The organism is Ectothiorhodospira mobilis, from assembly GCF_900114895.1.
Taxonomy (GTDB): domain Bacteria; phylum Pseudomonadota; class Gammaproteobacteria; order Ectothiorhodospirales; family Ectothiorhodospiraceae; genus Ectothiorhodospira; species Ectothiorhodospira mobilis_A.
Genome location: NZ_FOUO01000010.1, coordinates 1 through 23029 on the forward strand (window position 1 = coordinate 1; position 23029 = coordinate 23029).

The following is a 23029-nucleotide window of genomic DNA, read 5'->3' on the forward strand; positions in this document are numbered from 1 at the left end:
TCAGGATATCGTGGCATCTTGGGCGCTCCTCTCTCGCCCCCTGGGTGTTTTAAATACTCTATCAAACCAGACGACACTTATCCTGACAGGGGGGGGCCTCCGGCGACCGAAAACCTTCCCTGAAGAAGAAGGGATTAAGACTAGGTTTCTAAGTTGGTTGGCTTGTTAGCTGGTGACCGAAAACCTTCCCTGAAGAAGAAGGGATTAAGACAGCAGATGGCTGCTCGGCCCCCCTGCGGACACCTGGGACCGAAAACCTTCCCTGAAGAAGAAGGGATTAAGACGATTTCTAACTGAGCATCCGCGGGGATGCTCCCCGACCGAAAACCTTCCCTGAAGAAGAAGGGATTAAGACTTCTTCGGCCAGCAGGTCAACTCGCAGAACCGACCGAAAACCTTCCCTGAAGAAGAAGGGATTAAGACCGCGATCGAACAGCGCCTCTACGGTGGCTGCTAGACCGAAAACCTTCCCTGAAGAAGAAGGGATTAAGACTCACCCCCCAGTAGGGGCCGCACTGGAAAAAGCGACCGAAAACCTTCCCTGAAGAAGAAGGGATTAAGACAGCGCCCTGGCCCCCACCCCATCGGCCACCACGCGGACCGAAAACCTTCCCTGAAGAAGAAGGGATTAAGACCCAGTGCCTTTTCCGCGTCCGCCTTGATCGCGGACCGAAAACCTTCCCTGAAGAAGAAGGGATTAAGACTCGAGAGTGTCGTTTGACATGGTAGTTCTCCTCCGACCGAAAACCTTCCCTGAAGAAGAAGGGATTAAGACGTACGTCATGGGGCGGCATTCGTCCCTACGTACCGACCGAAAACCTTCCCTGAAGAAGAAGGGATTAAGACGGTGGATGAGACACAAATGAGGATAGCAACAAAAGACCGAAAACCTTCCCTGAAGAAGAAGGGATTAAGACCGACGGTGACGTTTTCGGTACTCATGGTCATTCTGACCGAAAACCTTCCCTGAAGAAGAAGGGATTAAGACAGATACCCGTCCCGGGCGGTTAGCAGGAGGTGGGCGACCGAAAACCTTCCCTGAAGAAGAAGGGATTAAGACGTCAGCGCCATAGTTTCGCCGTCAATCTCCAGCGACCGAAAACCTTCCCTGAAGAAGAAGGGATTAAGACCAAGACTCAGACACCGGGTTGGCCACGTCCGGGGACCGAAAACCTTCCCTGAAGAAGAAGGGATTAAGACAAACTGTTCATGCGGTTACTCATGTTACGATCGACCGAAAACCTTCCCTGAAGAAGAAGGGATTAAGACAGATACCCGTCCCGGGCGGTTAGCAGGAGGTGGACCGAAAACCTTCCCTGAAGAAGAAGGGATTAAGACCCGCTGATGGGGGTGGTCTTCCGGGGCTGTTACGACCGAAAACCTTCCCTGAAGAAGAAGGGATTAAGACCGTTCATTGTCGCTGTCCTCCTCTTTAATCGGGGACCGAAAACCTTCCCTGAAGAAGAAGGGATTAAGACGTGGGCAGGGTGCGCAGGATCGCACTACGCCGGAGACCGAAAACCTTCCCTGAAGAAGAAGGGATTAAGACTTCGGGGCGGGGGCGGCTCCACCCGCACCCCGAGGACCGAAAACCTTCCCTGAAGAAGAAGGGATTAAGACCCAAAACGGATTGACGGTATGCTGTTCCCTATCAGACCGAAAACCTTCCCTGAAGAAGAAGGGATTAAGACGAGTTTTCATCTATATAGTCGGGATGGAGACGGGACCGAAAACCTTCCCTGAAGAAGAAGGGATTAAGACCCGGCGCGGGAACCGCGCCGGGGCGAACGGCTAGACCGAAAACCTTCCCTGAAGAAGAAGGGATTAAGACCAATACGCCTCGAATACTTCCTCGGGGGTGACGGACCGAAAACCTTCCCTGAAGAAGAAGGGATTAAGACATCGGGGCTTAGACCGAGAAATCCTCCAACGGTAGACCGAAAACCTTCCCTGAAGAAGAAGGGATTAAGACGCCGGGGAATAGCGATAGGCGCCGTAGTTCCCGGGACCGAAAACCTTCCCTGAAGAAGAAGGGATTAAGACCTCCGCTGGTAAGCCAGGTTTTCGGGGTCCAGATGACCGAAAGCCTTCCCTGAAGAAGAAGGGATTAAGACGGGAGGCCCGGGCATACTTCGTCCGCCCGGGCCGACCGAAAGCCTTCCCTGAAGAAGAAGGGATTAAGACTCCATCGAGGCGTAGCAATACGCCGGAGGATAGGTGGGACATGATGTTTCTCCCTCGGTTTGCAATGGAAGCGGTTGCTTCGGAGGGAGTTGCGTGCACAAAAAACCCACCGCGCCTGGGACGCGGTGGGTTGGGTGGATCGGGCGTGCGCCGGGGCGCACTCAGTGCTTGTGTTTCATCTGCTTGAATTTGTCGCGGTTCTGGTCGAACCACTTGCCAAGCCGGATCAGGCCATAGGAGACCAGGATCACAGCGAATCCGGTTACGATGATCGTAAGGGAGAGATCACTCATTGCGGTGCTCGTGATGTATTCGTAGTAAGGTTAGCACGTTTGTGCGCGTCGTGACCCGGTTGAAAAAATCGGAGATTTGTTGGCTATTATAGGCTCTACAATCCTGGAAGAGTGGCAGATTGCATGCATGGCTGAAGGGGCTTTATCTCGCGCAAAGTGGTGAGATACAGGCCGACAGGAGGAACCCGTAATGGACAGTATCCGTCAATTCAGGATTCGCCCGCCGGGGTACGCCCCGCTGAGTCTCCGGGCAGAGCCGAGCGAGACCGACAACGAGCGCCTGCGGGTGAGCGTATGCGCCCGCGTGCTGGGCCGCTGCCTGCACCTGGGCCGGTACGCCGCCCTGGAGGAAGGCCAGGGGGTCCGCTTCCACCCGGTGCAGACCGAGAGCACCCCGTGGCTGACCCTGGGCACCCGCCTGAAGACCATCCCCGACCCGGTGGATGTGCCCGCCCTGCTGCACGACTTTCAGGGCGTGATCCTGGAGCATCCGCATGACCCCGCCGACACGACCCGGCATCCGCCTGCCATCGAGGCCAGCGGCGAGCCGGAGGATGATCTGGAAGACCTGATCGAGCGGGAACGGGGATGGGAACCCCAGCCCCAGGTGCCCGATGACCCCATGAACTGGATCGAGGAAGCCGCACAGGCGCTTTCACGATACAAGGACAAGTGGGCACGGGACCGGGCCATCCGCGAACTCGTCTTCGAGCTGCACGCCACGCTCACTGAAATGCGCCGCAGGGACCGGGAAGCCTTCTTTGAAGACTATGCCAAGCTGTGGGATGCCCTGGACGATGTGGTTTCTCGGTATCTGCAAGAGGAAGCGATGGAAAAGACAAAAGATGATGAATTTCATGAGAGACTTATACAGGATGATTTCTGGTATCCTGAATTCAACGAATAACCGCAAGCAACGCCCCATCATGCGGCGCGCTGCCGCTGTAAAGAGCTCATTAAGACCTCGATCGGGGCCCGGTATCCGAGCCGCTTGCGAGGTCGAAATCCGGTGCATCAGGTACTAGCCGCCCCGATCCTTCGGATGCTCCCCCGGTTCCAGATGGCCGCCTGTACGACTGTCCCGGCCACCGCTCCACTGCGGGTCGTAGGGCTCTCCACCGGATTCCTGCTTCAGGGAACCCCAATCCGTCGCTGTATCGGACGCGGGCCGATCACCACCCGTGCGGTCGGTCTGACCGAAAGCCTTCCCTGAAGAGAAGGGATTAAGACTTCGAGGCGACGGAGAGACGCCTCCCCGTCGATGACCGCGCCCCTGTACCGGGTACTGCGCAAGCACAAATAGGCACATCCCCGGGGGGGGGCGAGGGCGTAAGGGTCCGACACCGCGGGTCCGGTCGGGGGGTATCATCCGGTAAGGGGGAGCGGGAATACGGGCAAGTATGGCAGGATTGCGCCGAGGCTGAACAAGGACAAAAAGAACCGTGATCGAAACCCTCTACGGGGTCCTGGACTGGACCAGCATCATCATCGGGATCCTCACCGTGATCCCGGTCCTGCTTACCTACTACGAATTGACCATGGGCCGGCGCCGGCGCCATCAGCGCTGGTTCCAGGAGGCCCGGCACGAGACCGGAAGCCGGGCGGCCATCCTTGAGGTGGATCTCCTGCCCGATCGGGATACCGACGTCGCCGTTAAACGCTTCGCCACCCAGGATGCGGAGCTTGGCGCCATTCCCGACGAACGCCATTTCCGGATCCACCGGAAGGAGCGCCTGTCTCCTGAGGACATGCCGGGCTTCGTGCGGGAACTGCGGGAGCAGCTTGCCGAGATCGGCCTTGCCGGCTGCGACACCGTTCACCTCTTCTATGCCGGCCCCGCCGTGGCGGCGGCCACCGTCGGAGCCGAACTCTCCAACCAGTTCCGCGTACTCATCTACCAGCATCAGCACAGCGAATACATCAACTTCGGCCCCCTTCGGCACATCTAGTGCGGGGGCGCAATCGGGAGCATGCGCGATGACATGGAATGCCTGGCTGTTCGAGGCCAAGTCCATCCAGGGGTATCTCTTTTCTTCGGGACGGCTGCGCGACATCGTCGGCGGCAGTGAGCTGGTCGAGTCGCTGACCGGCGAACTCCTCGACGATGTCCTGGAGGCCATGCAGGAGCGGGAGGCCATCACCTTTTCCCGCCGGGCCGGCGGGGCCATCTATGCCCTGAGCGAGGAGCCGGGGCCGCTCCGGCGGCTGGCCGATCTCTGGGCCCTGGCGGTCCAGCAGCACGCGCCGGGGCTGCGTTTCGAGACCGGTTCGGGGACGGGGCAGACCCCCCTAGAAGCCTTCGATGCGGCGCGTAACGAGATGCAGGGGCAGGGCGGACGGCTGCGACCGGAGCGACCCGCCACGCCGCCCGTCGCGACCCGCAGCCGACGCACCGGGGGGGCCGCCGTGGCTTGGGACAACAAGGACGGTCCCGTGGATGCGGCCACCCGGGCGCGCAAGAGGCATGCGGACGCATCCCGGGCCGGTCTGGTGAACCGGATCGGCCCGGCAGGGGCCGACCTCGGCTGGCGCAACTGGCCCCTGGACCTGGAGAAGGACTTCCCCTTCCGGGGCGAGGACCGCACGGTGGCCCTGCTCCACGCCGACGGCAACGGCTTCGGCCAGCTCCTGCGCAATGCGCGCAGGGCGGCGGACCGGGATCCGGAGCGCTTCCCCGACCTGTTCACCCAGCTATCCGCAGCCATCAGTCGTACCACGGAGAGCGCGGTGCAGACCGCCGTCGCCGAGGTACTGCTTTCCGAGCAGGACGAGCGGGGCATGCTGCCGGCCCGTCCCATCGTGGTGGGAGGGGATGACATCACCTTTCTGGTGCGCGCCGATCTGGCCCTGCCCTTCCTGCAGCGCTTTGCCTCGGCCTTCGAGGCGGCCAGCCGGGATGCCCTGGCTGATCTGGCACAGGCCGGGATCACCGGCAAAGACCTGCCCGAGGCCCTGACGGTGGGTGCCGGCTGCGTCTTCATGCGCGCCTCCCAGCCCTTCTCCATGGCCCACGAGCTGGCCGAGGATCTTACTGACCATGCCAAGCGTGACGGCAAGGCTGCGGACCCGGTGGTCAGCACCGTCGCCTTCCACCGGGTGACGACGGCCCTGGCGGGGGACTACGACGCAGTGCTGGCGCGGGAACTCACCGATACCTGGGAAGGGGTCCGCTACCGTCAGACCCTGGGGGCCTATGCCATCGGGCCGGCCGCCGGCCGCGAGCTGCCCAAGCTGGAGGACCTGATGGGGCTGCAGGAGGTCATGGAACGGCCGGCCATGGCCGGCGGTGCCGCCCGGGAGCTTCTAACGCTCATCGGGATGGACCCCTCCCAGGCGGCCATTCGCTACCGCCGCTGGCGGCAGGTTGCGCGCAGGGATCCCGAGCAGCGACCGGTACTCGATGACTTCGATTCGTACATGAAGCGGTTGGTGCCGGATTTCGAACCCGATTCCAGTGAACTGCCGTTCGGGTCGGGCACCGAGGAGCGGAAGACGCCATTGGGTGACGTCCTGGCCCTGAAGGCGGTGGGCAGCCGCAGAGGTCGGGTCGGTCAGGGACAGCATGAACGCCGGGAGGAGACGGCATGAGAAGCGCACGACTGCATATTGAACTTCGGGGCTACTGGCATTCCGGCGGCGGCGTCGGCAGCGGAGCGGTGGCCGATGCCCTGGTCCAGCGCGACAGCGGTGGACTGCCCGTGCTGCCGGGCCGTCACCTCAAGGGGCTGCTGCGCGAGGCGGTGGCCGCGGCCGGTGTCTGGCAATGGCCCGGGTACGAGGGGCTGGCCGCGACGCTGTTCGGCGAGCGGGATGAGGAGACCGAAACCGTACCGGCCGCCGGCGCGCTGCGGGTGAGTGACGCCACCCTGCCGTCGGAGACGGCGGCATGGCTGTCGGGCACTGAGGACGGCCGTGCCCTGCGCCCGGGACTGTTCCGGATCCTGCACAGCACCGCCGTCGACCCGGAGTCCGGCACCGCCGCGAAACACACCCTGCGCGGGATCGAGGTCTCGGTGCCCCTGGCCCTGGAGGCGCGGATCGCGCCGGTGAAGGGGGAGGGCCCCGCGGACTGGGAGGAACGTTTGAAGGAGGTCCTGCCCCTGATCCGGGCCGTCGGTGCGCAGCGCCAGCGTGGCCTGGGCCGGGCGGTCCTGAGTCTGAAGGAGGAGACGGCATGAGAACGCAAGGGATCCGCATCACGCTGGAAGAGGACTGCGTCTTCAGTGCGAGCACGGCTACCGAGGGGGGACACGAGGGCCTCGACCGGGTGCCCGGTCAGGCCCTGCTGGGGGCCGCGGCCGCCCGGCTCTACGCCAAGCTGGACCGGGCCGACGCCTTCACCCTGTTCCACTCGGGTAAGGTGCGCTTCGGTGACGGTCTTCCGGCCGCCGGTGACGAGGCAGCCGGCCCGATGCCCCTCTCCTGGCATCACCCCAAGGAGGAGAAACCGGAGGGGGGCGACGGCCGACTGCACCCCGAGCGGGTATACAACTTTTGCCATGTCCGGGCTCTTGGCAATGACCGACAGCCGGCGCAGTTGCGCGGTGGCTATGTCCGCGCTGACGGCCTGCGGCTGCGCCCGCAGCGGGAGTTCCGGCTGAAGACCGCCATCGACCCCCACAAGGGGCGGGCGAAGGACTCGCAACTGTTTGGGTACGACGCCCTGTTGCGCGGCCAGACTTTCCTGGCCCGGGTCGATGCCGATGATGACGTGGACCCAGCCCTGGTGGAACGGGCCCTTGCAGTCCTTAACGGCGAATGCCTGCTGGGTCGTTCCCGCTCGGCGGAGTATGGCCGTGCCCGGCTGGAGCCGGTGGATATTCCGTTGCCGAAACCCGGCGAGGCGGGCACGCGGCTGGTGCTCTGGCTGCTCTCTGACCTGGCCCTGCTGGACGAGGCCGGGCAGCCCACCCTGGAGCCCGACCCGGCGCTTCTCGGGCTGGGTCCCGGCAAGGTGGACTGGAGGGCGACCTTTGTCCGCTCCCGGCGCTACGCCCCCTGGAATGCCCACCGTCGCGGCTACGACCGGGAGCGGGAGGTACTGGTCGCCGGCAGCGTTGTCACCGTGGACCTGGACGAGCCCCCTTCGGCCGAGGCACTGGAGCGCCTGGCGACGGGCGTCGGCCTGTACCGGGAAGGCGGCCTGGGCCGGATCCTGGCCAATCCGGCGCTGCTCGACGGGGAGCACCCGTCTTTCACCGCCCCCGCTGAAGCGGGCGGAGCGGACGAAATCCGGCGCCCGGCCGATCCCCTGCTCGACTGGTTGGAGGCCATCAGCGGTGGTCGCGGTGAGCGCCTGGATCGGATGGCCCGGGAGATCGCGGCGGAGATCGCCGGCCGGATCGCGGCGGCCCGGCGCTTTGCCGGCGTCTCGGCGGGGCAGCGCTTCGGGCCCTCCCGCAGTCAGTGGGGTCAGGTGGGCCAGTTGGCCCGTCGCCGGCCCCCGGACCTGATGGAACGCCTCTTCCAGCGCAAGGATGCCCTGATCCGGATGGAGAAGGCGGGCTGGAAGGATGTGATCCCGCCGGGCGCGGAGGGCGGCGAGTGGCTGACGCTCGCGGAGTGGCTGGAACAGCGGTTCGGGACCCTGGACGGCGAGGAACGAGCCGATCTCGTCGCCCGAGTGGCCCACATGGTCCGTGAAGAGACAGAGAAGAACACCGACCAGGAGGCAGCACAATGAATCCGATGCGGGAACCCGTGATCCATGTTGCACGGGTGGTCCTGGAGGCGGCGACGCCGCTGTCGGTGACCACCGGCCAGCCGGACAGCGTCCTCGATACCGCTCTGGTCACCGATGCCAACGGCCTGCCCGCCCTGCCGGGGACGAGTCTGGCCGGTGTCCTGCGCCACCTGTGGCAGGCAGAGTACGGGGAAGACAGTGCGAAGGCCGTCTTCGGCTACCAGGAGGGGGATGAGGGGACACCCTCCCGCGTTTCGGTCTCCTGGGGCGCCCTGCTGGACAGCCGGGGGCAGCCCGCGGAGGGATTGCTGCTGGGGGCCGATCGCAAGCGCCTGCGGGAGGATGATGTCCTCCGGGCGGCGGCGGAACTGGTGGAACAGCCCGTGGCCCGGGAGCGGGTGAGCCTCTCGGAACGGGGGGCGGCTGCGGATACCGGCAAGTTCGACCGGGCCATCCTGCCGGCCGGCCACCGTTTCGCCCTGGAGCTGACCCTGGCCGGCGGGACGGACGAGGAGTGGCAGCAGCTTCTCGGCCTGCTGGGACACCCAGGTCTGCGCGCGGGCGGCGCCACCCGGGCCGGCCTCGGTCGCCTGCAGCGGGTGACCTGTCACGCCGGCACCTTCGACCGGCGGGATCGGGAACAGGCGGCCGCCTTCCTCGCACTGGGGCGGGGTCTGGCCGATACCGAGGGCCTGTCCGAGCATCAGCCAGCGGCGCAGACGGGGGACGCCTGGCTCACCGCGACCCTCCGACTAGAGCCGGAGGGGCCGTGGCGGATCGGCCAGGGCGAACCCGACCCCGAAGCGAACGAGGAAAAGCCGGCGGATCTCCTGCCGGTGACCGAGGGCCGGATCCGCTGGGATGGCGGGACCGGTCGGGTCGAGGAGCGGTCGCTTCTCTTCCCGGCCAGCGGTATCAAGGGCGCGCTGGCGCACCGCTTCGTCTTCCACGCCCACTGCCTGGCCGGGCGTTGGGCCGAGGACGAGACCGCGACAGAGGCCCCGGAGAAGACGGCGCTCTTCGGCAGCGTCAAGCAGGACACTAAGGGGAAGACCGAGTCCGGTTGGGCCGGCTGCCTCACCCTGGACGATGCCTGGGTGGAGGCCGAGCCGGAACGGCTGCGCGTGATGCACAACGCCATCGACCGCTTTACCGGCGGGGTGCGGGACCGGGTCCTGTTCGAGGAGGAAGACCTGCTGGGCGGCGAGGTGCGCCTGCGACTCACACTGGATCGGAGGCGGCTGGAGCAGTACGCCGCGGAACTCGACATGGACACCGACACCATCCGCCAGGCCCTGTCACGGGCTCTGTCCGATCTCTGCGAGGGCCGTCTGGCCCTGGGATCTCGGACTACCATCGGCAACGGGATCTTCCGGGGCCGGCTGGAGGGGCCGCTGGGCCACTGGCTGGACGGTGAACAACGGACGATGGAGGCGGCGTGATGGAACAGCTACTGGCGGATTATCAGCGGCTGGCCGAGCGGCGGGCGCTTCCCGCAATGACAGCCGGCCACGTGACCACCGAAGTAGAGAGCTTCAGCGACCCGGCGGCCCTGGAGGCGCGGATTGCGGAGCTGGGCCCGGCCAGGGGGTGGCGCCTGTGCCAGTCGGGCCAGGGGATCTTCCGGGATGGCTGGCCCGGGGCGAACCCGGAATGGGGGACGCTGCTGGCCGCCGAGGGTACGCTGCCCGACGGCGCGCTCGCCGTCCACCAGGACGGGGCCGGCGGCTGGCGCCTGGTGCGCTATCGCCATCAGGACGGCGGCGAGGGGCTCTGTGACGAGGTGGAACTGCTGGCGCAGGGCGGCGGGTGTCTGTGCTATCGCCGTTACTGGGAGCAGGGACCCACCGGTCCGGGGCAGGTAGCGGCCATTCTGTTGGATGTGCAAGCGGAGCAGGGGGAGTAGCGTCATGGCAGACCGAAACGGCAATCGCGGTGGGCAGGAGCAAGCCATCTCGGCCCCCTACAACTTCGTACCGCTCTCCGGCTGGGTCCACACCCCGGAATGGGGCCCCCAGGTCGGGCACGACCGTCCGTTCCGGGACGGCGTGAGCGGCACTCTGGCCTTCACCCTCCATGCCGACAGCCCCCTCCTGGTGGGCGGGCCTCAGAAGCCGGCCACCGAGAGCGCTCCCGGCGAGGTCCACCCCTTCCGGCTCGGCGACAATGGTCCCTACGCGATCCCGGGATCCAGCCTCAAGGGCATGCTGCGCTCGGTGGTGGAGATCGCCGGCTTTGGGCGCATGCGCATGGTGGACGATCAGCGACTCAGCGTCCGCGATCTGACCTCCGGCGCCCGTCCCTTCTACGGCGACCGGATGACGGAGAACAAGGGCGGCGGCTCCCGGCCGAAGTCCCGGGCCGGCTGGCTGCGTCTGGACCCGGAGACCGGCCGCCCGCGGCTTACGCCCTGCCAGTATGCCCGGGTGGAGCACGATGACCTGGCGCGGTTCAGCGGCGACGATTGGTGGAAGGCGGTCAAACGGGAACCGCAGGCGAAGAGAAAGTACGAGCGCTGGCACAGGCGCGCCGGAGACCGGACCATCCGTTTTACCCCGGAGCCCGAGAAGGCGCATGACCATAGTCGCGGCAACAAGCTGGTCTACCGCAAGGCTACGGACCTGGGGTCGGGGGAGACCGAGGGCACCCTGGTATTCACTGGGCAGCCATCTACCCGGGATCCGAAAAAGCCCGGCCGCAAGCACCTGGAGTTCATCTTCTTCGATTGCGACCGGGACGCCGAACAGGAGATCGCCGAACCGGTGTGGCGGGACTTTCTGCACATCCACGCCGAGAGCGATGACTGGGAAGCGTGGCGGAAGGAGTCGTGGATCCCGGTCTTCTATCTCGATGACGGAAAGGGTGGGATCGCCTCCATGGGGCTGGCGCTCATGTACCGACTGGCCTACGAGAACAGCATCCACGAGGCCATCGTGCACACCAGTTCCGAGCATCTGGCACTCCCCGGGGAGGGGCACGGCTACGACCTGGCCGACCTCCTCTTCGGGACGGTGGGGGCGGAGCAGGATGCCGCCCTGCGAGGGCGGGTGACCTGCGAGTATGCGACTGCCGAAGGCGATCCGCGCCCCATGAAGCCTCAGACCACCATCCTCAATGGACCCAAGCCGACCTTCTATCCCAATTATGTTGTTCAGAAGTCCGACGGGCGGGGGCGCCTCAAGGACGCTAAGAAGGGGTATGCCACCTTCATGGACAAGGATGTCGTGATCCGCGGTTTCAAGCGCTATCCGGCGCGGCCGGCGGATCAGGTCGCCGTCCAGGAGGTGACCAACACACAGCAGAAGAACAGGAAGGTCCAGGTGAAGCTCCATCCCCTGGAGCCCGGCACCACCTTCCGCGGTCGCATCCGCTTCCATAATCTGCGGCCGGCGGAGCTGGGGGCGCTGCTCTGGGCCATGACCTGGGGTGGGAATCAGCAGCTCCGCCACGGCCTGGGCATGGGCAAGCCCTTCGGCTTCGGCCAGGTCCGGCTGGAGGTGGACCCCGCGGCTTCCGAACTGCTGCCCAATGATCCGGCAGTTGGGTCCCCCGCTGTCGATGAGGCGATCCTGGCCCAGTACCGCCAGGCCTTCGTGACGCACATGGAGGCGGAGCACGGCCGGCGCGGCGGTGCCTGGTCCACCTGCCGCCAGATCGCCAACCTCGTGGCCATGGCCGATCCGGCGAATGCCCCGCAGTACGAGGCAGCCACCGGCACCGAGCTGCGCCACCTGCATCTCGACGAGCGCACCAACGAGTTCCGCGACGCCAAGAATGCGCACGCGGTGCTCCCCGACTATGCCGCGGTGCTGGGCGTGGAGACGGGCGGCGAGGCCCGTGGCTCCGGTGGTGCCGGCGACTACGGTCATCCGTGGCTGGACGAGGCCATTCCCCGACTGGTTGCCGAGAACCATGCCCGCGATCCCGAAGAGATCATCCGGGGCAAGACCCTGGCGGAGGCCTGGAACGGCCTCGAGGGCGAGGAGCGCGAGGCGGTGAGAGCTGCCATCAAGGCCCTCTGGGAGAAGCGCGGCCTGCTCGAGGACCCGCCAAGGTCCCAGAAGAAACTGATTCGGAACGTCTACGGCTGGCTGGAGTGAGCGGGATCAGGTTCCGGTTCGGACCCCGCAGCAAGCGGATCAGGAAGCCGCCGGGGCACGGTTGGAGGCCTACCGTGTCGAGCGACTGGATGAGCAGCCCCGGGAGCACCCCTGATCATTCGCCCCTATTCCGAGCAGAAGGAGTACCGCCCGTGACCCAACTCCACATCCAGCTTGTATCGGCCCAGCTCGCCGGGAACCTGATCCCGGCCCTCATGGAACGGCCCGAGCATGCCGCCCTCATCGTGACGCCGGCCATGCAGGCGCAGGGCCGGCTCCTGAGAGAGCTCGAGGAGGAGGCCGGCATCTCCGTACAGACCTTCGAGAATGCCCCCGATGCCGAACTGCCCCGGTTGCACGAGTTTGCTCTGGAGGTGGTGGAGCAACTGCCCGAGGCGGACGAGGTGGTCCTCAACCTCACCGGCGGGAACAAGCTCATGGCGCTGGGCTTTCTGGAGATGCTCCGCGACACGGTTCACCGCCGGATCTACACCGACACCGCTCACGGCCGCCTGGAGCACCTGCCGGTGGGATCCGAGCGGGCCGAGTCACCCACCCCCCTGACCCCGGTCCTGGACGTGCCCCTCAGCCTTAGGGCTCAGGGCTTCCGCTACCGTAGCGCCGTCTCCGCCGATGAGCACTGGCGGCGTGCGGCCGGCGAACGCAAGCAGGTGGCCAAGAAGCTGGCGGAGGTTGCGCGGGATCACGGCGATTTTCTGGGTGCGCTGAATGGCGTGGCCTCCCGGGCACTGGACCGGGAAGGCCGATTGGTGGCCCATGAACAGGCCTTTGATTCGCCGCCCCGGGGGCGCTGGGCCCAGAATCTGCGCTGGCTCTGCGATGAGGGGCTACTGGACTGGGAGGAGGGGGCGGCTGCCGTAACCTTTCTGGACGAGGCGCACGCTCGCTTCCTCAACGGCGGCTGGCTGGAGGAGTACGTCTACCACCGGCTCCGGGACGAGGGAATCGACGACGTCGCGCTTGGGGTGGAGGGCACCTGGGATGGCACCGACGGGGCCCGCAATGAGTTGGACGTGGTGGCGGTCCACGCCAACCGTCTGCTGGTGGTGGAGTGCAAGACCCTGCGCCACGGCCGCGATGATGCCTTGGACGATCAGCAGCTCTATAAGCTGGATAGCATCGGCGACAAACTGCGGGGCTTTTTCGGTTCCAGCTGGATGGTCAGTGCGCGTACGCCCACGCAGTCCATGCGTGAGCGCGCCCGTCAGCACCGGATCCGGCTCATCGGCCCCGACGAGTTGCCCCGGCTGCGCGCGATCGTGCGGGAGTGGAAGGCCTCGGTGGAGGATGCCGGCGCCTGATCCCTCCGGCATCCGGCCATAGGGGATGCATCAGTCGATGGGCCGGACATGAAAGGCCTGAACCCGGGCCCCCAGGGCTTCCAGATCATCGGCGGTGAGTTCCCGCCCCCGCAGGTGCGGGGGCAGGTCGATGGAGAGGTTGAGGTAGCGGCCGCCCCGTTGGCAGACACGGGCGGCCAGGTGCACGGGCAGGGTGCCGATGACCGTGTCGCCGGGCTGGATCCGTTCCACGTCCAGGTGGTCGATCTGCTGATCCACCTGGATGCCGTGGCGGGCGGCCCATTCCATGGCGCCGGGATGACGGCTGACGAAGTAGGTGCGCGGGGCCATGTCATCCCTCCGCCGGGAATACCCGGCACAGGGTGAACTGGTTGCCCTTGGCCTCCACTTCCACCCGGCGGGTGATGGTTTTTTTCCTCTGTTGCTTCTTTAGTCTTTCCAGTTCCGCTGGATCCCCTAGGACCTGGATGCTGGCCTCCTTGCCCACCACCCGGGCGGTGTTGCCTTCGTGCTGGGCCAGCAGGGTCTGGTCGTTGGGGGTGTATTCCAGTCTGGCGGCTTCCCAGGTGATGCGCTGGGCCCGAAGTGAGGCCTCGGAGGCGGTCTCCGGGGCCAGGGGAGAGGCCAGGTTGCGGTCCTCCAGCACGCCATAGCCCACGGCGGTCTTGGCGCCGAAGCCCAGCCAGTCGAAGGCATGGGCGAAGACCGCCTCCATGAGGGGTTTCCAGCCCGTCTGCAGGGACTCGGGCAGTGACTGCGGCGCGCAGGTGACATGGAAGGTGAAGTCCGTCCCGTCGGGTACGGCGAGAAACGGGACGGGATTGGGCTGGCCGGCGTCGTGGGGCGGTTGGCCGTTGAAGTAGTATTCCTTGTAGTGGGGGGTCATGATCTCCACCACCATGCCCTTGGCCTCGGGGAAGACATCCCAGAAGGCGAGGGCCCCCCGGTGGTGGATCCGACGGGGCAGGTCTTTGGATTTCCAGAACCTGTTCAGGAAGGTGGCGCGGTTGTCCACCGTGCCGGTGTAGCGTTCCCGATCCCCGGGCTGGTCCGCCAGGCCCTGGCGGATGAAGTCGTCCAGATCCGCCCTTTGGGCCAGGGCCTCCAGGGCCCTTTGCCAGGAGGGGTCCTTGAGGCATTCATCATTCGGGGCCTCGAAGCCGAACAGCCACCAGACGTCCAGCAGGGTGGGGCGCTGGTTGGCGGGATAGGCCCCGGGATCCAGGGCCAGTTCCTCGGCGGCCCGGCGCAGGACGCCCTTCACCCCGCTGCCGGCCAGGTAGGGCAGGCCGTAGGGGGTGAGGAAGGCGAAACCGTTCTCCACCGGGTGTTCGTTGCCCAGGCCCGTGGCGAAGGGGGCGGTGGAGCGTGCCTCCACCCGCAGGCCATGGGGGTGGCCCTGGAACAGGGCGTTCTGACGCCGGACCAGGGCATCACAAAGGTCCCGGCTGCTGCGGGGTAGGGAGGAGGCCACCTGCTGCAGGGCCGTGTGTTTGGCGTTGTCCTGGCGGGCGAAGTTGTGGTCCCACACCGGGAAGTAGAGCAGGAAGCGGTGCCCCGGGGCGCAGTCCTTGTAGTCCGCCGACCGGGCTACGTCTTGGGGGATGGCGGGCTGGTTCATCGTGGGTTCCCTCCCTGGGCCGTTTCCACCGCGTCCACGAACTGGCGGATCCATTTGAGGGTTTCCAGGGCGCTGTCGGTGGCCCGGCGGTAGGTCTCGGAATCCGCCTGTTGCAGGCGCTTCATGAAGTCTTGAAAGAGGTTTTGACCGGCATTTTCCGGCAGGTTCTCGCCCCAGAGCTCCCGGGTGATGCCCCGGATGATGTGATCCAGCAGGCGCTGGTGATGGGCGTCCTTGCTCTTGTAGAAGGCCAGCACCGGCATGAGCCCGCTGGTCATGATCAGGGCGGGGGCCCCCTTGGCCAGTTTGCGGTAGTTTTCGCCGCCGTGTTGCATGCCCTGGGCGGCCACCTCCCAGGCGAAGGCGGCGCGTTGCTGATCAAGGGTCTGCTGCATGGCTCAGGCCTCCCGGGAGACGGGGTGGATCAGGATCAGGCCGCGGCCGGTGCTGCCGTCGCCGCCCATCTGCACGATGCGATCGGCGATGCCGGGCAGGGTCCCGTCCCCTTGCAGCACCCGGGAGAGGACCTCCCCGGCATCCTCCAGGGCGTTTTCGGGTTTCTTGTCCTTCTTGTAGCGCTCCACGCTGGCCTGGACCAGGCCTACCAGCAGCGATTCCGGCGGCAGGTTCTCCACGTAGAACAGGCCGCCGCCATCCGCCGTCCCGGAGAGGTCATCGATGCGTACGTGGGGCTCCACCACCATGCCATGCCGGGCGAAATGGGCGAAATCGGTGTCCGAGAGGATCACCAGGTCCTTTTGGAGTTTTTCCGCGAAGAATGCGTTTTCCGCCCCCGGGGGCAGGGCGTGCCGGGCCAGCCATTCAGCGATGGCCTGACGTCCGGTTTCGGCCTCGCAGGGCGCGAAGGTGAAGGCCTCCAATACGAGCCGGTCCTGGCTCAGCAGCTCCTTGCGGACGGCGGCCTGGTTGTCGGGGATCGCCGGGACCTCCCAGGGGCAGGGCAGGCCGGCCATCCCCGCCAGGCGCTTGGCCCGGGCCAGGGCCAGGGGGCAGGTGGCATAGACAAATCCCCCCTTGAGGGCGCGCACCGGCAGGCACATCAGTTGCGCGTCGCTGAAGGCCACGGCCCCGGCGTGCTCCGAGGCGTCGGTTTCCGGGCCGAACAGGCGCTCCAGCAGGTGGTCCGTCTTGCCCCAGAGGGCGTGTAAGTGATGGCGCACCGCCCCCTTGATGCCGGAGGCGGCGAACTGCGGATGCTGGGTATGCACCTCCCGCTGGATGGGGCTGTCGATGGCGCCCACCGCCGTGCCAGCCCCCATGTGCGCGGGGCTGGTGGCGTAGTAGAAGACCAGTTGTTGTGCGGCGAACATGTGCGGTTCCTTGTGTTGCGTGGATGAGGGTTACGGATTCAGGCGGCCAGGGTGGCCTGGTTGTAGCCTTCGGCGCGGCGGGCCTCAGAGCAGGCCCGATCCCGGGCCAGGCCGTCGGCCACCCAGGCGGCCAGGGCCTCGGGGTCGCCCTGGAGGTCCTCGAACCAGTACACGGCCCCGGCGGGGACGACGCGCCGGGCCGGCTTGGGACACCATTGCTGCAGATCCCAGCCGCTGATGATGCCGGGACGCCCGTGGGCGCAGCAGGTGAGCCGGGCGGAGAAGCCTTCCCCCTGCAACCAGTGCTGATCCCCCTGTTGCTGGATGGCCTGCGGCAGATGCCCGCCGGCGAAGAGGCCGGGGGTGTCCAGGATGAGCCGGAAGCGGCGGTTGCGGGCGATGGCCTCCAGGGGGGGCGCTTCGGGCTCGAAGTCCACGGGGCCAAAGCCCGCGGCCCGGCCATCCCCGCCCAGACGCAGCAGGCCTTCCCGCTCAAGGAAGGCATCGGCCCCGTCCACCCCCACGAGGAAGCCGGTGGCGGTGCCGTCCGGGCCTTCGGGGGTCAGGGCATGGCCGTCGGTGGTGTAGATCAGGCCTTCCCGGGCGGTGCGGGCGCGGGGATCCAGGCCGATGCCCAGGCGGGGATCGGTGCGGTGCAGTGCCCCGTCCTCCACCACGTGCCGGGAGGCCTCCGGGATTTCCCCGCGCAGATGGGCACGCCAGCCCTCCGGGGTGAGATAGCCCCCGCCCCGGGGTTTTTCCGTGCGTGGGCAGTGGAGCAGGGCCGTCTTGGGCAGGGGTTGCGGTCCCAGGATCATCCCGGGGTCCGGAGACTGGGGGATCAGGGGATACAGCCCCGATTCCAGCCGCACCAGGTCCGCCGGCAGGGGATGCAGCGGTTCGTACTGGCCCTGTCGGCGGCGGGCCAGGTGCAGGGCGCGCAGGCGAAATGTGCCGGGCTTTTGGGGGGTGCCCAGGCATTGCGCCAGGTGCGGGTCCTGGCAACGCCCTTCCCGGGTGAACTGGTGCAGGGCCTCGGGGTGCGCCCCCAGGATCGCCGAGCGCAGGGCCCCGGCCATCACCGAGGGTTGCGGGGGCATGGTGCCCGTGCCGTGTTCCCCGGCTTCGCCGAAGGACAGGTTGCCGCGGAAGAACAGGCTGTCCACGGGTTGGATGAAGAGCCAGAGGGTCATGCCAGGGCCTCCTTTTCATGGCGGCTGCGTTCCGGCCGGGCGAAGAACTCGCTCACGGCGAGGAACTGGCCGATGGCCGTGCGGGGGTGTTCGGGGTCGATGGTTTCGCAGACGAACTCCACGATCTCCCGGGCCAGTTCCGGGCTGCCGGCCTGGCGGGTGAATTGTTGCGCCAGGGCCCCGGCCATCTGGGCGCGCCAGCGGGGATCGTGTTTGTCCTGGGGGTGGTCGGTGAGCCCTTCGAACCACAGCTGGGCGCGGTAGATGGCCCCGCGGGAGAAGTCGGTGTAGGCCAGTTCGTCCCGCAGCCGGCCCATGAGGGTGAGGGTGGCCCTGTCCATGCGAGGGATCCTGTGTTCCCCCAAAGGCCACCAGGGGGCGGTGAGTTGTTCCGCGCCGCCGCCCCGTTTGAGCACCCGCAGGCAGAAGCGGTCGCGCCCGGCGGCCTTGGCCCCGGCCTCGGCCTCGCGCAGTTCCCGCAGAACCCGGGCCAGGGGCGCCTGGTGGTGGGCCACCACGGCCCCCATGGAGGCGGTGGCGCGATGGCCCATGAGCCGCATGAGCCGCCCATGCAGCAGGCCGAAGCCGTCCTTGAGCAGGAGTTTGTCCTGGACGGGGTCGATGCCCTCCAGGAGGCGGCCCACATGGGCATCCAGGCCCATGGCCGGGTCGGGGGCCAGGCCGCTGTAGGCCAGGCGCAATAGCTGCATGGCGTCGAGCAGGTCGTCCACCGCCACCAGGGCGAGCACGTCGTCGCCCCCGGCATAGATGAGCTTGCCCTTGACGCACTCCTCCACCACGTACCGGGCCAAGTGCAGGGAGAAGTGGTTCAAGGCCGAGGACAGGGCCCCGTGGCGGCCGGGGGAGGGGGGGCGGCGGGTCTCCATGTAGTCGTGCAGGGCCCGTTTTTTCCGGGCCACCCGGTCCATCTGCGCCTGGATTTGGGTATGCCAGGTGTCCTGGTAGCGCAGGGTGTAGGCCTCTTCGTTGCCGGCGAACCAGGCCCCCATGCGGTCGCCGTCCATCTGGATGAGGGCGTAATAGGTCTCCCTGGGCTGGAAGACGCTGGAGATGTCCCGCTCCAGGGCCTCGGCGTCCACCCCCTGGATGGCCGCATCGTCCTTGAGCATCTCCAGGGCCGAGGGCAGGTGCCTGGCGATGTACTGCATGTCTTCGGATTGATGAGGGAGTTCACGGGCCAGTTTGCGGGGCAGGACGGTGGGCTCGGGCTTCACCAGGGCCAGTCGCTGTTTGAGTTTATTTTCACGGCACGACTGGTCCGGGGAGCGCCGGGTCTCATTCCGGTGTTTCCACAGGGTGGTGGACAGGGACAGGGCGTGGGTGCTGACCACGAAGCGGCGGATATCCATGTCCAGGTGTTGCTCCACCGTCTCGGTGAACAGGGTGGGCCAGAGGCGCTTGGCGGTGCACAGGGCGCACAGGTGCTCACCGCCCTTGGCCCAGGCGCGGCGCTTCTCCGCCAGCCGCCCCCAGGGGCTTTGCTGCTGGCGGTCCCTGCGGTTCAGGCCGAGCAGTTCCTGATCCGGGGTGAGCCATTCCCGTTCGCCGCACTGGGTGCAGCGGTGGCCCTCCTGCTCCGGGGCCTCGAAGGGGCGGATGGTCTTGCCCGCCGCCAGGTGGCGTTCGGTGAGTTCGTGCACCGCCGGGTAGAGGATGCCCGCGTTGGGTCGCCAGAAGGTCCAGCCCTCCAGATCCAGCTGGCGGTGGAGGGCCGCCCAGGTGGCGGGGGTGAAGACCCCTTGTTTCTGCAGATCGGGATGGATCTGTCCCAGGGCGGTCTGCAGCCGCTGGCTGGCCGTTTCGATGTCGCGGTGATCCTCGCCCACGGGCCAGCGCGCGGCGGTCCAGAAGGCCTCGGGGAAGGCCGCCATCTGTGCCTCGATCTGGGCCCGGGTGGTGTCCGTGATCTCGCATCCCGCTTCTTTGAACACCCGCCGGGCCGCCTCGTGGGCGATGTCCAGGGCCCGGCGCCGGGCGGCGGAGATGGCCCGTTCCGCCAGCTCCCGGGCGCGGCGGGAGGGGACCAGGCACAGGCATTTGTTGGGCAGGGCGGCGGAGAACAGGGGGTTGGTGTCGTCCCGGCGCGTGAGGAAATCCGCCCCCAACTCCTGGAATAGTTCCTCAAAGGCGTCTCCCCCTTCTTCCAGCAGCCAGGCATCCACCGCCGGTACGCCCCGCAGGGCCGGGAAGAGTACGGCGTCGGGTCCCAGTTCGCTGGCGATCTCCCGCAGGGCGGACCAGACCAGGGAGGAGAGCAGGTGGGATCCGGCCCACAGGTCGGAGGTGGACCGCCCCTGGCTGATGAAGCCTTGTACGGGACCGAAGCTCAGGGCCAGCAGGCAGGGTTCGTCCCCCTGATCCAGGGCGGTGTGCAGGGCCGAGACGGTGTCCAGGTGGGCCCAGATGGTGTGATCCGGGGTGCGGGTGTCCGCGGGGAGTTCCTGCCAGAGGGCGCCCAGGTTTGCGTCGGCCAGGCGGCCCTCGGGCCCGAAGCGCCAGAAGGCCAGGAAGGTGCGGCGCGGGTCGTCCCCCCCGGCCTGGATCAGCCGCTGGAAGTGCTGCAGGCTGATGTCCTTGATGTGATCCACCCCGATGTCCGTGAGTTTGAGCAGGTCGAAGCGGGCGCCCGAGAGGGGATGGATGAGCTGGGGTTGCTCCGTGAAGCGCACCGTGGCCCAGGCGGGAAAGCGTTCCCCCTGGCGGAAGGGCCAGTTGGGCCGGTCCGCCGCTGCGGCCAGATGGTCGGCCCGGCGGTCGAAGTCGCCGTCCTGGATCCGGAGGCGCTGACGCAGCTCCCCGACCGTGCCCTGTTCATGCCCCGCGCGGTCGCGCATCAGTACCAGGGCCTTCTCCGCCGGATCATGGACCCAGGCGGCCAGTTTCTTCTTCCAGTGGGTGCTCATGTCAGACGATCCTTTCATGGTGTGCGTCCAGGGCCTTGTGGATGATTTCCCAGCTTTTCTTTAGGTTTTCGGGAGAACGGAACCAGCTCGCGTGGTCATTCCTCAGCGCCTCCAGGAATTCCCGTTCGGGAGGGCGGCTGGGGGTGTGTACGACGATCCCCCGGAGTTGGTCCCCTTCCTGCAGGACCTTGAAGCGCAGGGGCGAGGCCAGCCGGAGATTCCTGTCTTGTACCTGCAGATCCCAGGGGCTGTTGTTGGTGCCGGCCGGATAGCCCAAAAGATGCAGGGCCCCGACCGGACGCCCGCACACGTGGGTTTTGTGGCCTTTAGCGGCGCTGCGTATGCGGTAGAGGGTGTCGGCCAGGGTATCCACCGCCTGCTGCCAGTTCTTGCAGGGCCGGGTGCGCCAGATCAGCGGGCGTTCTTCCCCCGCCTGTGCATCCAGGCCGATGGCGTGGGCCCAGTCCCGTTGCAGGCATTTCTCCAAAGGAGAGGTGATTTGCTGCAGAAGGGGGGCCTCTCGGGATAGGGATTCCAGGGGCGGGGTCCCGTCATGGGGGGTGAGGGTGATCGAGCCCCAGCCGTTGCGGCTGCGGCTGCCCAGGGCACCGAACCACTGGATCAGTTGCAGGGCCTGGAGGATTTCCGGTGCATATGCATCGGGACAGATCAAGGTGAGCACGGCCGTGTCTTGGGTGCCCAGGGCCTTTCGGTTTTCTCTGTTACCCGGGAGCACGGCACCGAAGCCCAGGTAGACGTCCGAACGCACGCCCCTGCCGGCCCCGGTGTGGACCGAAGCGAACCCTTTGGGCCATTGCTTCTGGTCCAGTTGGCCCTTGGACCAGGCCGGGCCCAGGCGTAGCCGGATGGGGGATCGGAGGGATTTCTTGTCGTTTTGGTCCGATGCGCTGCCAAAGCGCAGGGCCTCGGCCTGCCGCAGGCGGTCCACGTTGAAGCCCACCTCGGGGGCGTGGACCATGCGCCACCAGTGGCGGAGCAGGGCCTTGATGGGGGGCGTGCGCCATTGGCCCTCCTGATGGGCGTTGCCCAGGAAGGCCGGGGTGTTGAAGGTGAGGGTGTATTGCAGTCGCTTCATGGGATCTCCGCCTCGAAGCTGGGGTGAACGCAGGATGGGGCATCCACGTGAGATTTCGGGGTTCTGGCAGGCTTGCCGCCTCAGTCCGGGGGCGGGTCGCCGCTGAAATGGACGGCCTCGGGGGGCAGGTCGAGGCGGTAGCGCCGGGGGCGGGTGCCGCCATCGTGGATGAGATAGGGGCCGGCCGCCGGCCCCAGGGCCTTTCTCAGGGTCCGGTGCAGCTTGGAGAGGGCCTGGGAGAAGTAGTCCCCGTCCATGCCGTCCTTCAGGGCCCGTTCGGTCTTGTCCAGGTCCGCCATGGGCCCTGCCAGGGCCCGAAGTTCCTGCAGGTAGCGCTCGGCCCAGGCCCGGTCCGGGATCCCCTTGCCGGGGGCCTCCAGGGGCGGATCGCCCGCGGCGGCGCGGCGGGCGAAGAGGCTGTAGAGGGCCATCTGGGCCGGGGGCAGGGTCAGGGTGTGCCGTCCCAGGCGCGCGCGCCGGCTGGCGGGATGGAGGGTGACCGCGGGCGGGGCGAGCCCTTCCCGCGCGGCATCCACCACCTCCCGGTAGCTGGCCTGGCCGCTCATGAGGCGTTCATCCAGCCCGTGGCGCAGGCTGACGAAGGGGATCTCCGCCAGGGTGACCCGGGCATTCTGGGCGTCTACCAGGTTGTCCCCGTTCTGCGTGGCGAGGACGCGGGATGCGCGGCTGGGGTAGAAGAACTGCCAGGTGGACTCGAAGGGCTTGCTCACCAGGACATGGGAGAGCCGGTCCTGGGGGCGGCCGAAGAGGGAGAGGGCATAGCCCAGGAAGAAGCCCATGGTCTTGCGCCCGCCGGCGATGGAGACGTGCAGGGCGCTGTCGGGGTCGTGGGTGAGGCGGCGCACCTGCTCGGTGATGAAGTCCGCCGCCGCCAGGTTATCCGCCGGGGTGCGGATGTCCTCCAGGGGGCGCGTGTCGGCGTCGGGGATGACATGGATGCAGGTCTCGTCGAAGCGGATCTCCGGTAACTGGTACTCCTCCCGCAGCCGGTGAAACCAACCCAGTTCCCGGGAGAGCAGGGACAGGCGGGCCCGTTCCGCCCCCTCGGCGGTGGTCACCAGGTGGACCTCGTTGGGCAGGGCCCGCGGGGTGGGGCCGGTGGCCAGGGCGTAGAGGGTCTCGGTGACCACCTGGGGGGCCAGTCCGGTGACGGCCAGGAGGATGCGCCGGGGATAACCGGCGGGATCGGTGTCCGTCCGGGCCGTATGGGGGGATCGTTGCGGGGTCATCCTTGTGTCTATGGCGTTGTGTATCGGGGATC

General features: G+C 66.9%; 18 protein-coding genes and 1 CRISPR repeat array. Of the genes, 9 read left to right on the top strand and 9 right to left on the bottom strand.

Annotated features, from left to right (window positions below):
- Positions 1-104 precede the first annotated feature (104 nt).
- Positions 105-2184: direct repeats of the CRISPR family, unit length 37 nt; unit sequence GACCGAAAACCTTCCCTGAAGAAGAAGGGATTAAGAC.
- Positions 2185-2345: 161 nt separating this feature from the next.
- Positions 2346-2477: a hypothetical protein gene (locus BM214_RS13010; protein ID WP_280521891.1), complete on the bottom strand. Its 132-nt coding sequence runs from the start codon at positions 2475-2477 to the stop codon at positions 2346-2348.
- A 190-nt stretch (positions 2478-2667) separates the two neighbouring features.
- Here BM214_RS13010 and BM214_RS08710 point away from each other — a divergent pair, with 190 nt between their 5' ends.
- The 9 genes from BM214_RS08710 to BM214_RS08750 all read left to right on the top strand — a co-directional run bounded on the left by BM214_RS08710 (position 2668) and on the right by BM214_RS08750 (position 13582).
- Positions 2668-3384 carry a hypothetical protein gene (locus BM214_RS08710; protein ID WP_090485790.1) on the top strand — a complete coding sequence of 239 codons (717 nt, stop codon included), beginning with the start codon at positions 2668-2670 and terminating at the stop codon, positions 3382-3384.
- 535 nt (positions 3385-3919) lie between these two features.
- The gene (locus tag BM214_RS08715; protein WP_090485794.1) at positions 3920-4426 is read left to right on the top strand and encodes an SAVED domain-containing protein; all 507 of its coding nucleotides are present in this window, start codon (positions 3920-3922) and stop codon (positions 4424-4426) included.
- Between the two features lie 28 nt (positions 4427-4454).
- Positions 4455-6065 carry a Cas10/Cmr2 second palm domain-containing protein gene (locus BM214_RS08720; protein ID WP_090485797.1) on the top strand — a complete coding sequence of 537 codons (1611 nt, stop codon included), beginning with the start codon at positions 4455-4457 and terminating at the stop codon, positions 6063-6065.
- A complete protein-coding gene (locus BM214_RS08725) occupies positions 6062-6655 on the top strand; it encodes an RAMP superfamily CRISPR-associated protein (RefSeq protein ID WP_090485799.1) in 594 nt (197 codons plus the stop codon). Before BM214_RS08720 ends, BM214_RS08725 begins: the two co-directional genes overlap by 4 nt.
- On the top strand, positions 6652-8160 hold the full coding sequence (locus tag BM214_RS08730; RefSeq protein ID WP_090485802.1) for a hypothetical protein: 1509 nt from the start codon (positions 6652-6654) through the stop codon (positions 8158-8160). Before BM214_RS08725 ends, BM214_RS08730 begins: the two co-directional genes overlap by 4 nt.
- A complete protein-coding gene (locus BM214_RS08735; RefSeq protein WP_090485805.1) occupies positions 8157-9602 on the top strand; it encodes an RAMP superfamily CRISPR-associated protein in 1446 nt (481 codons plus the stop codon). Before BM214_RS08730 ends, BM214_RS08735 begins: the two co-directional genes overlap by 4 nt.
- On the top strand, positions 9602-10066 hold the full coding sequence (locus BM214_RS08740; protein ID WP_090485808.1) for a hypothetical protein: 465 nt from the start codon (positions 9602-9604) through the stop codon (positions 10064-10066). Before BM214_RS08735 ends, BM214_RS08740 begins: the two co-directional genes overlap by 1 nt.
- A gap of 4 nt (positions 10067-10070) precedes the next feature.
- Complete coding sequence (locus BM214_RS08745; protein WP_177217632.1) at positions 10071-12260, top strand: TIGR03986 family type III CRISPR-associated RAMP protein; 2190 nt, start codon at positions 10071-10073, stop codon at positions 12258-12260.
- 152 nt (positions 12261-12412) lie between these two features.
- Positions 12413-13582, top strand: a complete 1170-nt coding sequence (locus BM214_RS08750; RefSeq protein ID WP_090485814.1) for a Card1-like endonuclease domain-containing protein — start codon at positions 12413-12415, stop codon at positions 13580-13582.
- A gap of 30 nt (positions 13583-13612) precedes the next feature.
- Here BM214_RS08750 and csx16 read toward each other — a convergent pair whose 3' ends face one another.
- The 8 genes from csx16 to csm6 all read right to left on the bottom strand — a co-directional run bounded on the left by csx16 (position 13613) and on the right by csm6 (position 22997).
- Positions 13613-13912 (bottom strand): CRISPR-associated protein Csx16, encoded by a 300-nt coding sequence (gene csx16, locus BM214_RS08755; RefSeq protein WP_090485817.1) that lies wholly within the window; start codon positions 13910-13912, stop codon positions 13613-13615.
- 1 nt (position 13913) lies between these two features.
- Positions 13914-15203 carry a type III-B CRISPR module RAMP protein Cmr6 gene (cmr6, locus tag BM214_RS08760; protein WP_143096375.1) on the bottom strand — a complete coding sequence of 430 codons (1290 nt, stop codon included), beginning with the start codon at positions 15201-15203 and terminating at the stop codon, positions 13914-13916.
- On the bottom strand, positions 15200-15598 hold the full coding sequence (cmr5, locus tag BM214_RS08765; protein ID WP_090485820.1) for a type III-B CRISPR module-associated protein Cmr5: 399 nt from the start codon (positions 15596-15598) through the stop codon (positions 15200-15202). Before cmr5 ends, cmr6 begins: the two co-directional genes overlap by 4 nt.
- Before the next feature lie 3 nt (positions 15599-15601).
- Positions 15602-16534, bottom strand: a complete 933-nt coding sequence (cmr4, locus tag BM214_RS08770) for a type III-B CRISPR module RAMP protein Cmr4 (RefSeq protein WP_090485822.1) — start codon at positions 16532-16534, stop codon at positions 15602-15604.
- A 38-nt stretch (positions 16535-16572) separates the two neighbouring features.
- Positions 16573-17727 (bottom strand): type III-B CRISPR module-associated Cmr3 family protein, encoded by a 1155-nt coding sequence (locus BM214_RS08775; protein WP_090485825.1) that lies wholly within the window; start codon positions 17725-17727, stop codon positions 16573-16575.
- Positions 17724-20651 carry a type III-B CRISPR-associated protein Cas10/Cmr2 gene (gene cas10 / locus BM214_RS08780; protein ID WP_143096376.1) on the bottom strand — a complete coding sequence of 976 codons (2928 nt, stop codon included), beginning with the start codon at positions 20649-20651 and terminating at the stop codon, positions 17724-17726. The genes BM214_RS08775 and cas10 overlap by 4 nt, the downstream gene beginning before the upstream one ends.
- A 1-nt stretch (position 20652) precedes the next feature.
- On the bottom strand, positions 20653-21747 hold the full coding sequence (locus BM214_RS08785) for an RAMP superfamily CRISPR-associated protein (RefSeq protein ID WP_090485831.1): 1095 nt from the start codon (positions 21745-21747) through the stop codon (positions 20653-20655).
- A gap of 80 nt (positions 21748-21827) precedes the next feature.
- Entirely contained in the window at positions 21828-22997 is a 1170-nt protein-coding gene (gene csm6 / locus BM214_RS13015) for a CRISPR-associated ring nuclease Csm6 (protein WP_090485833.1), read from the bottom strand.
- Positions 22998-23029 lie beyond the last annotated feature (32 nt).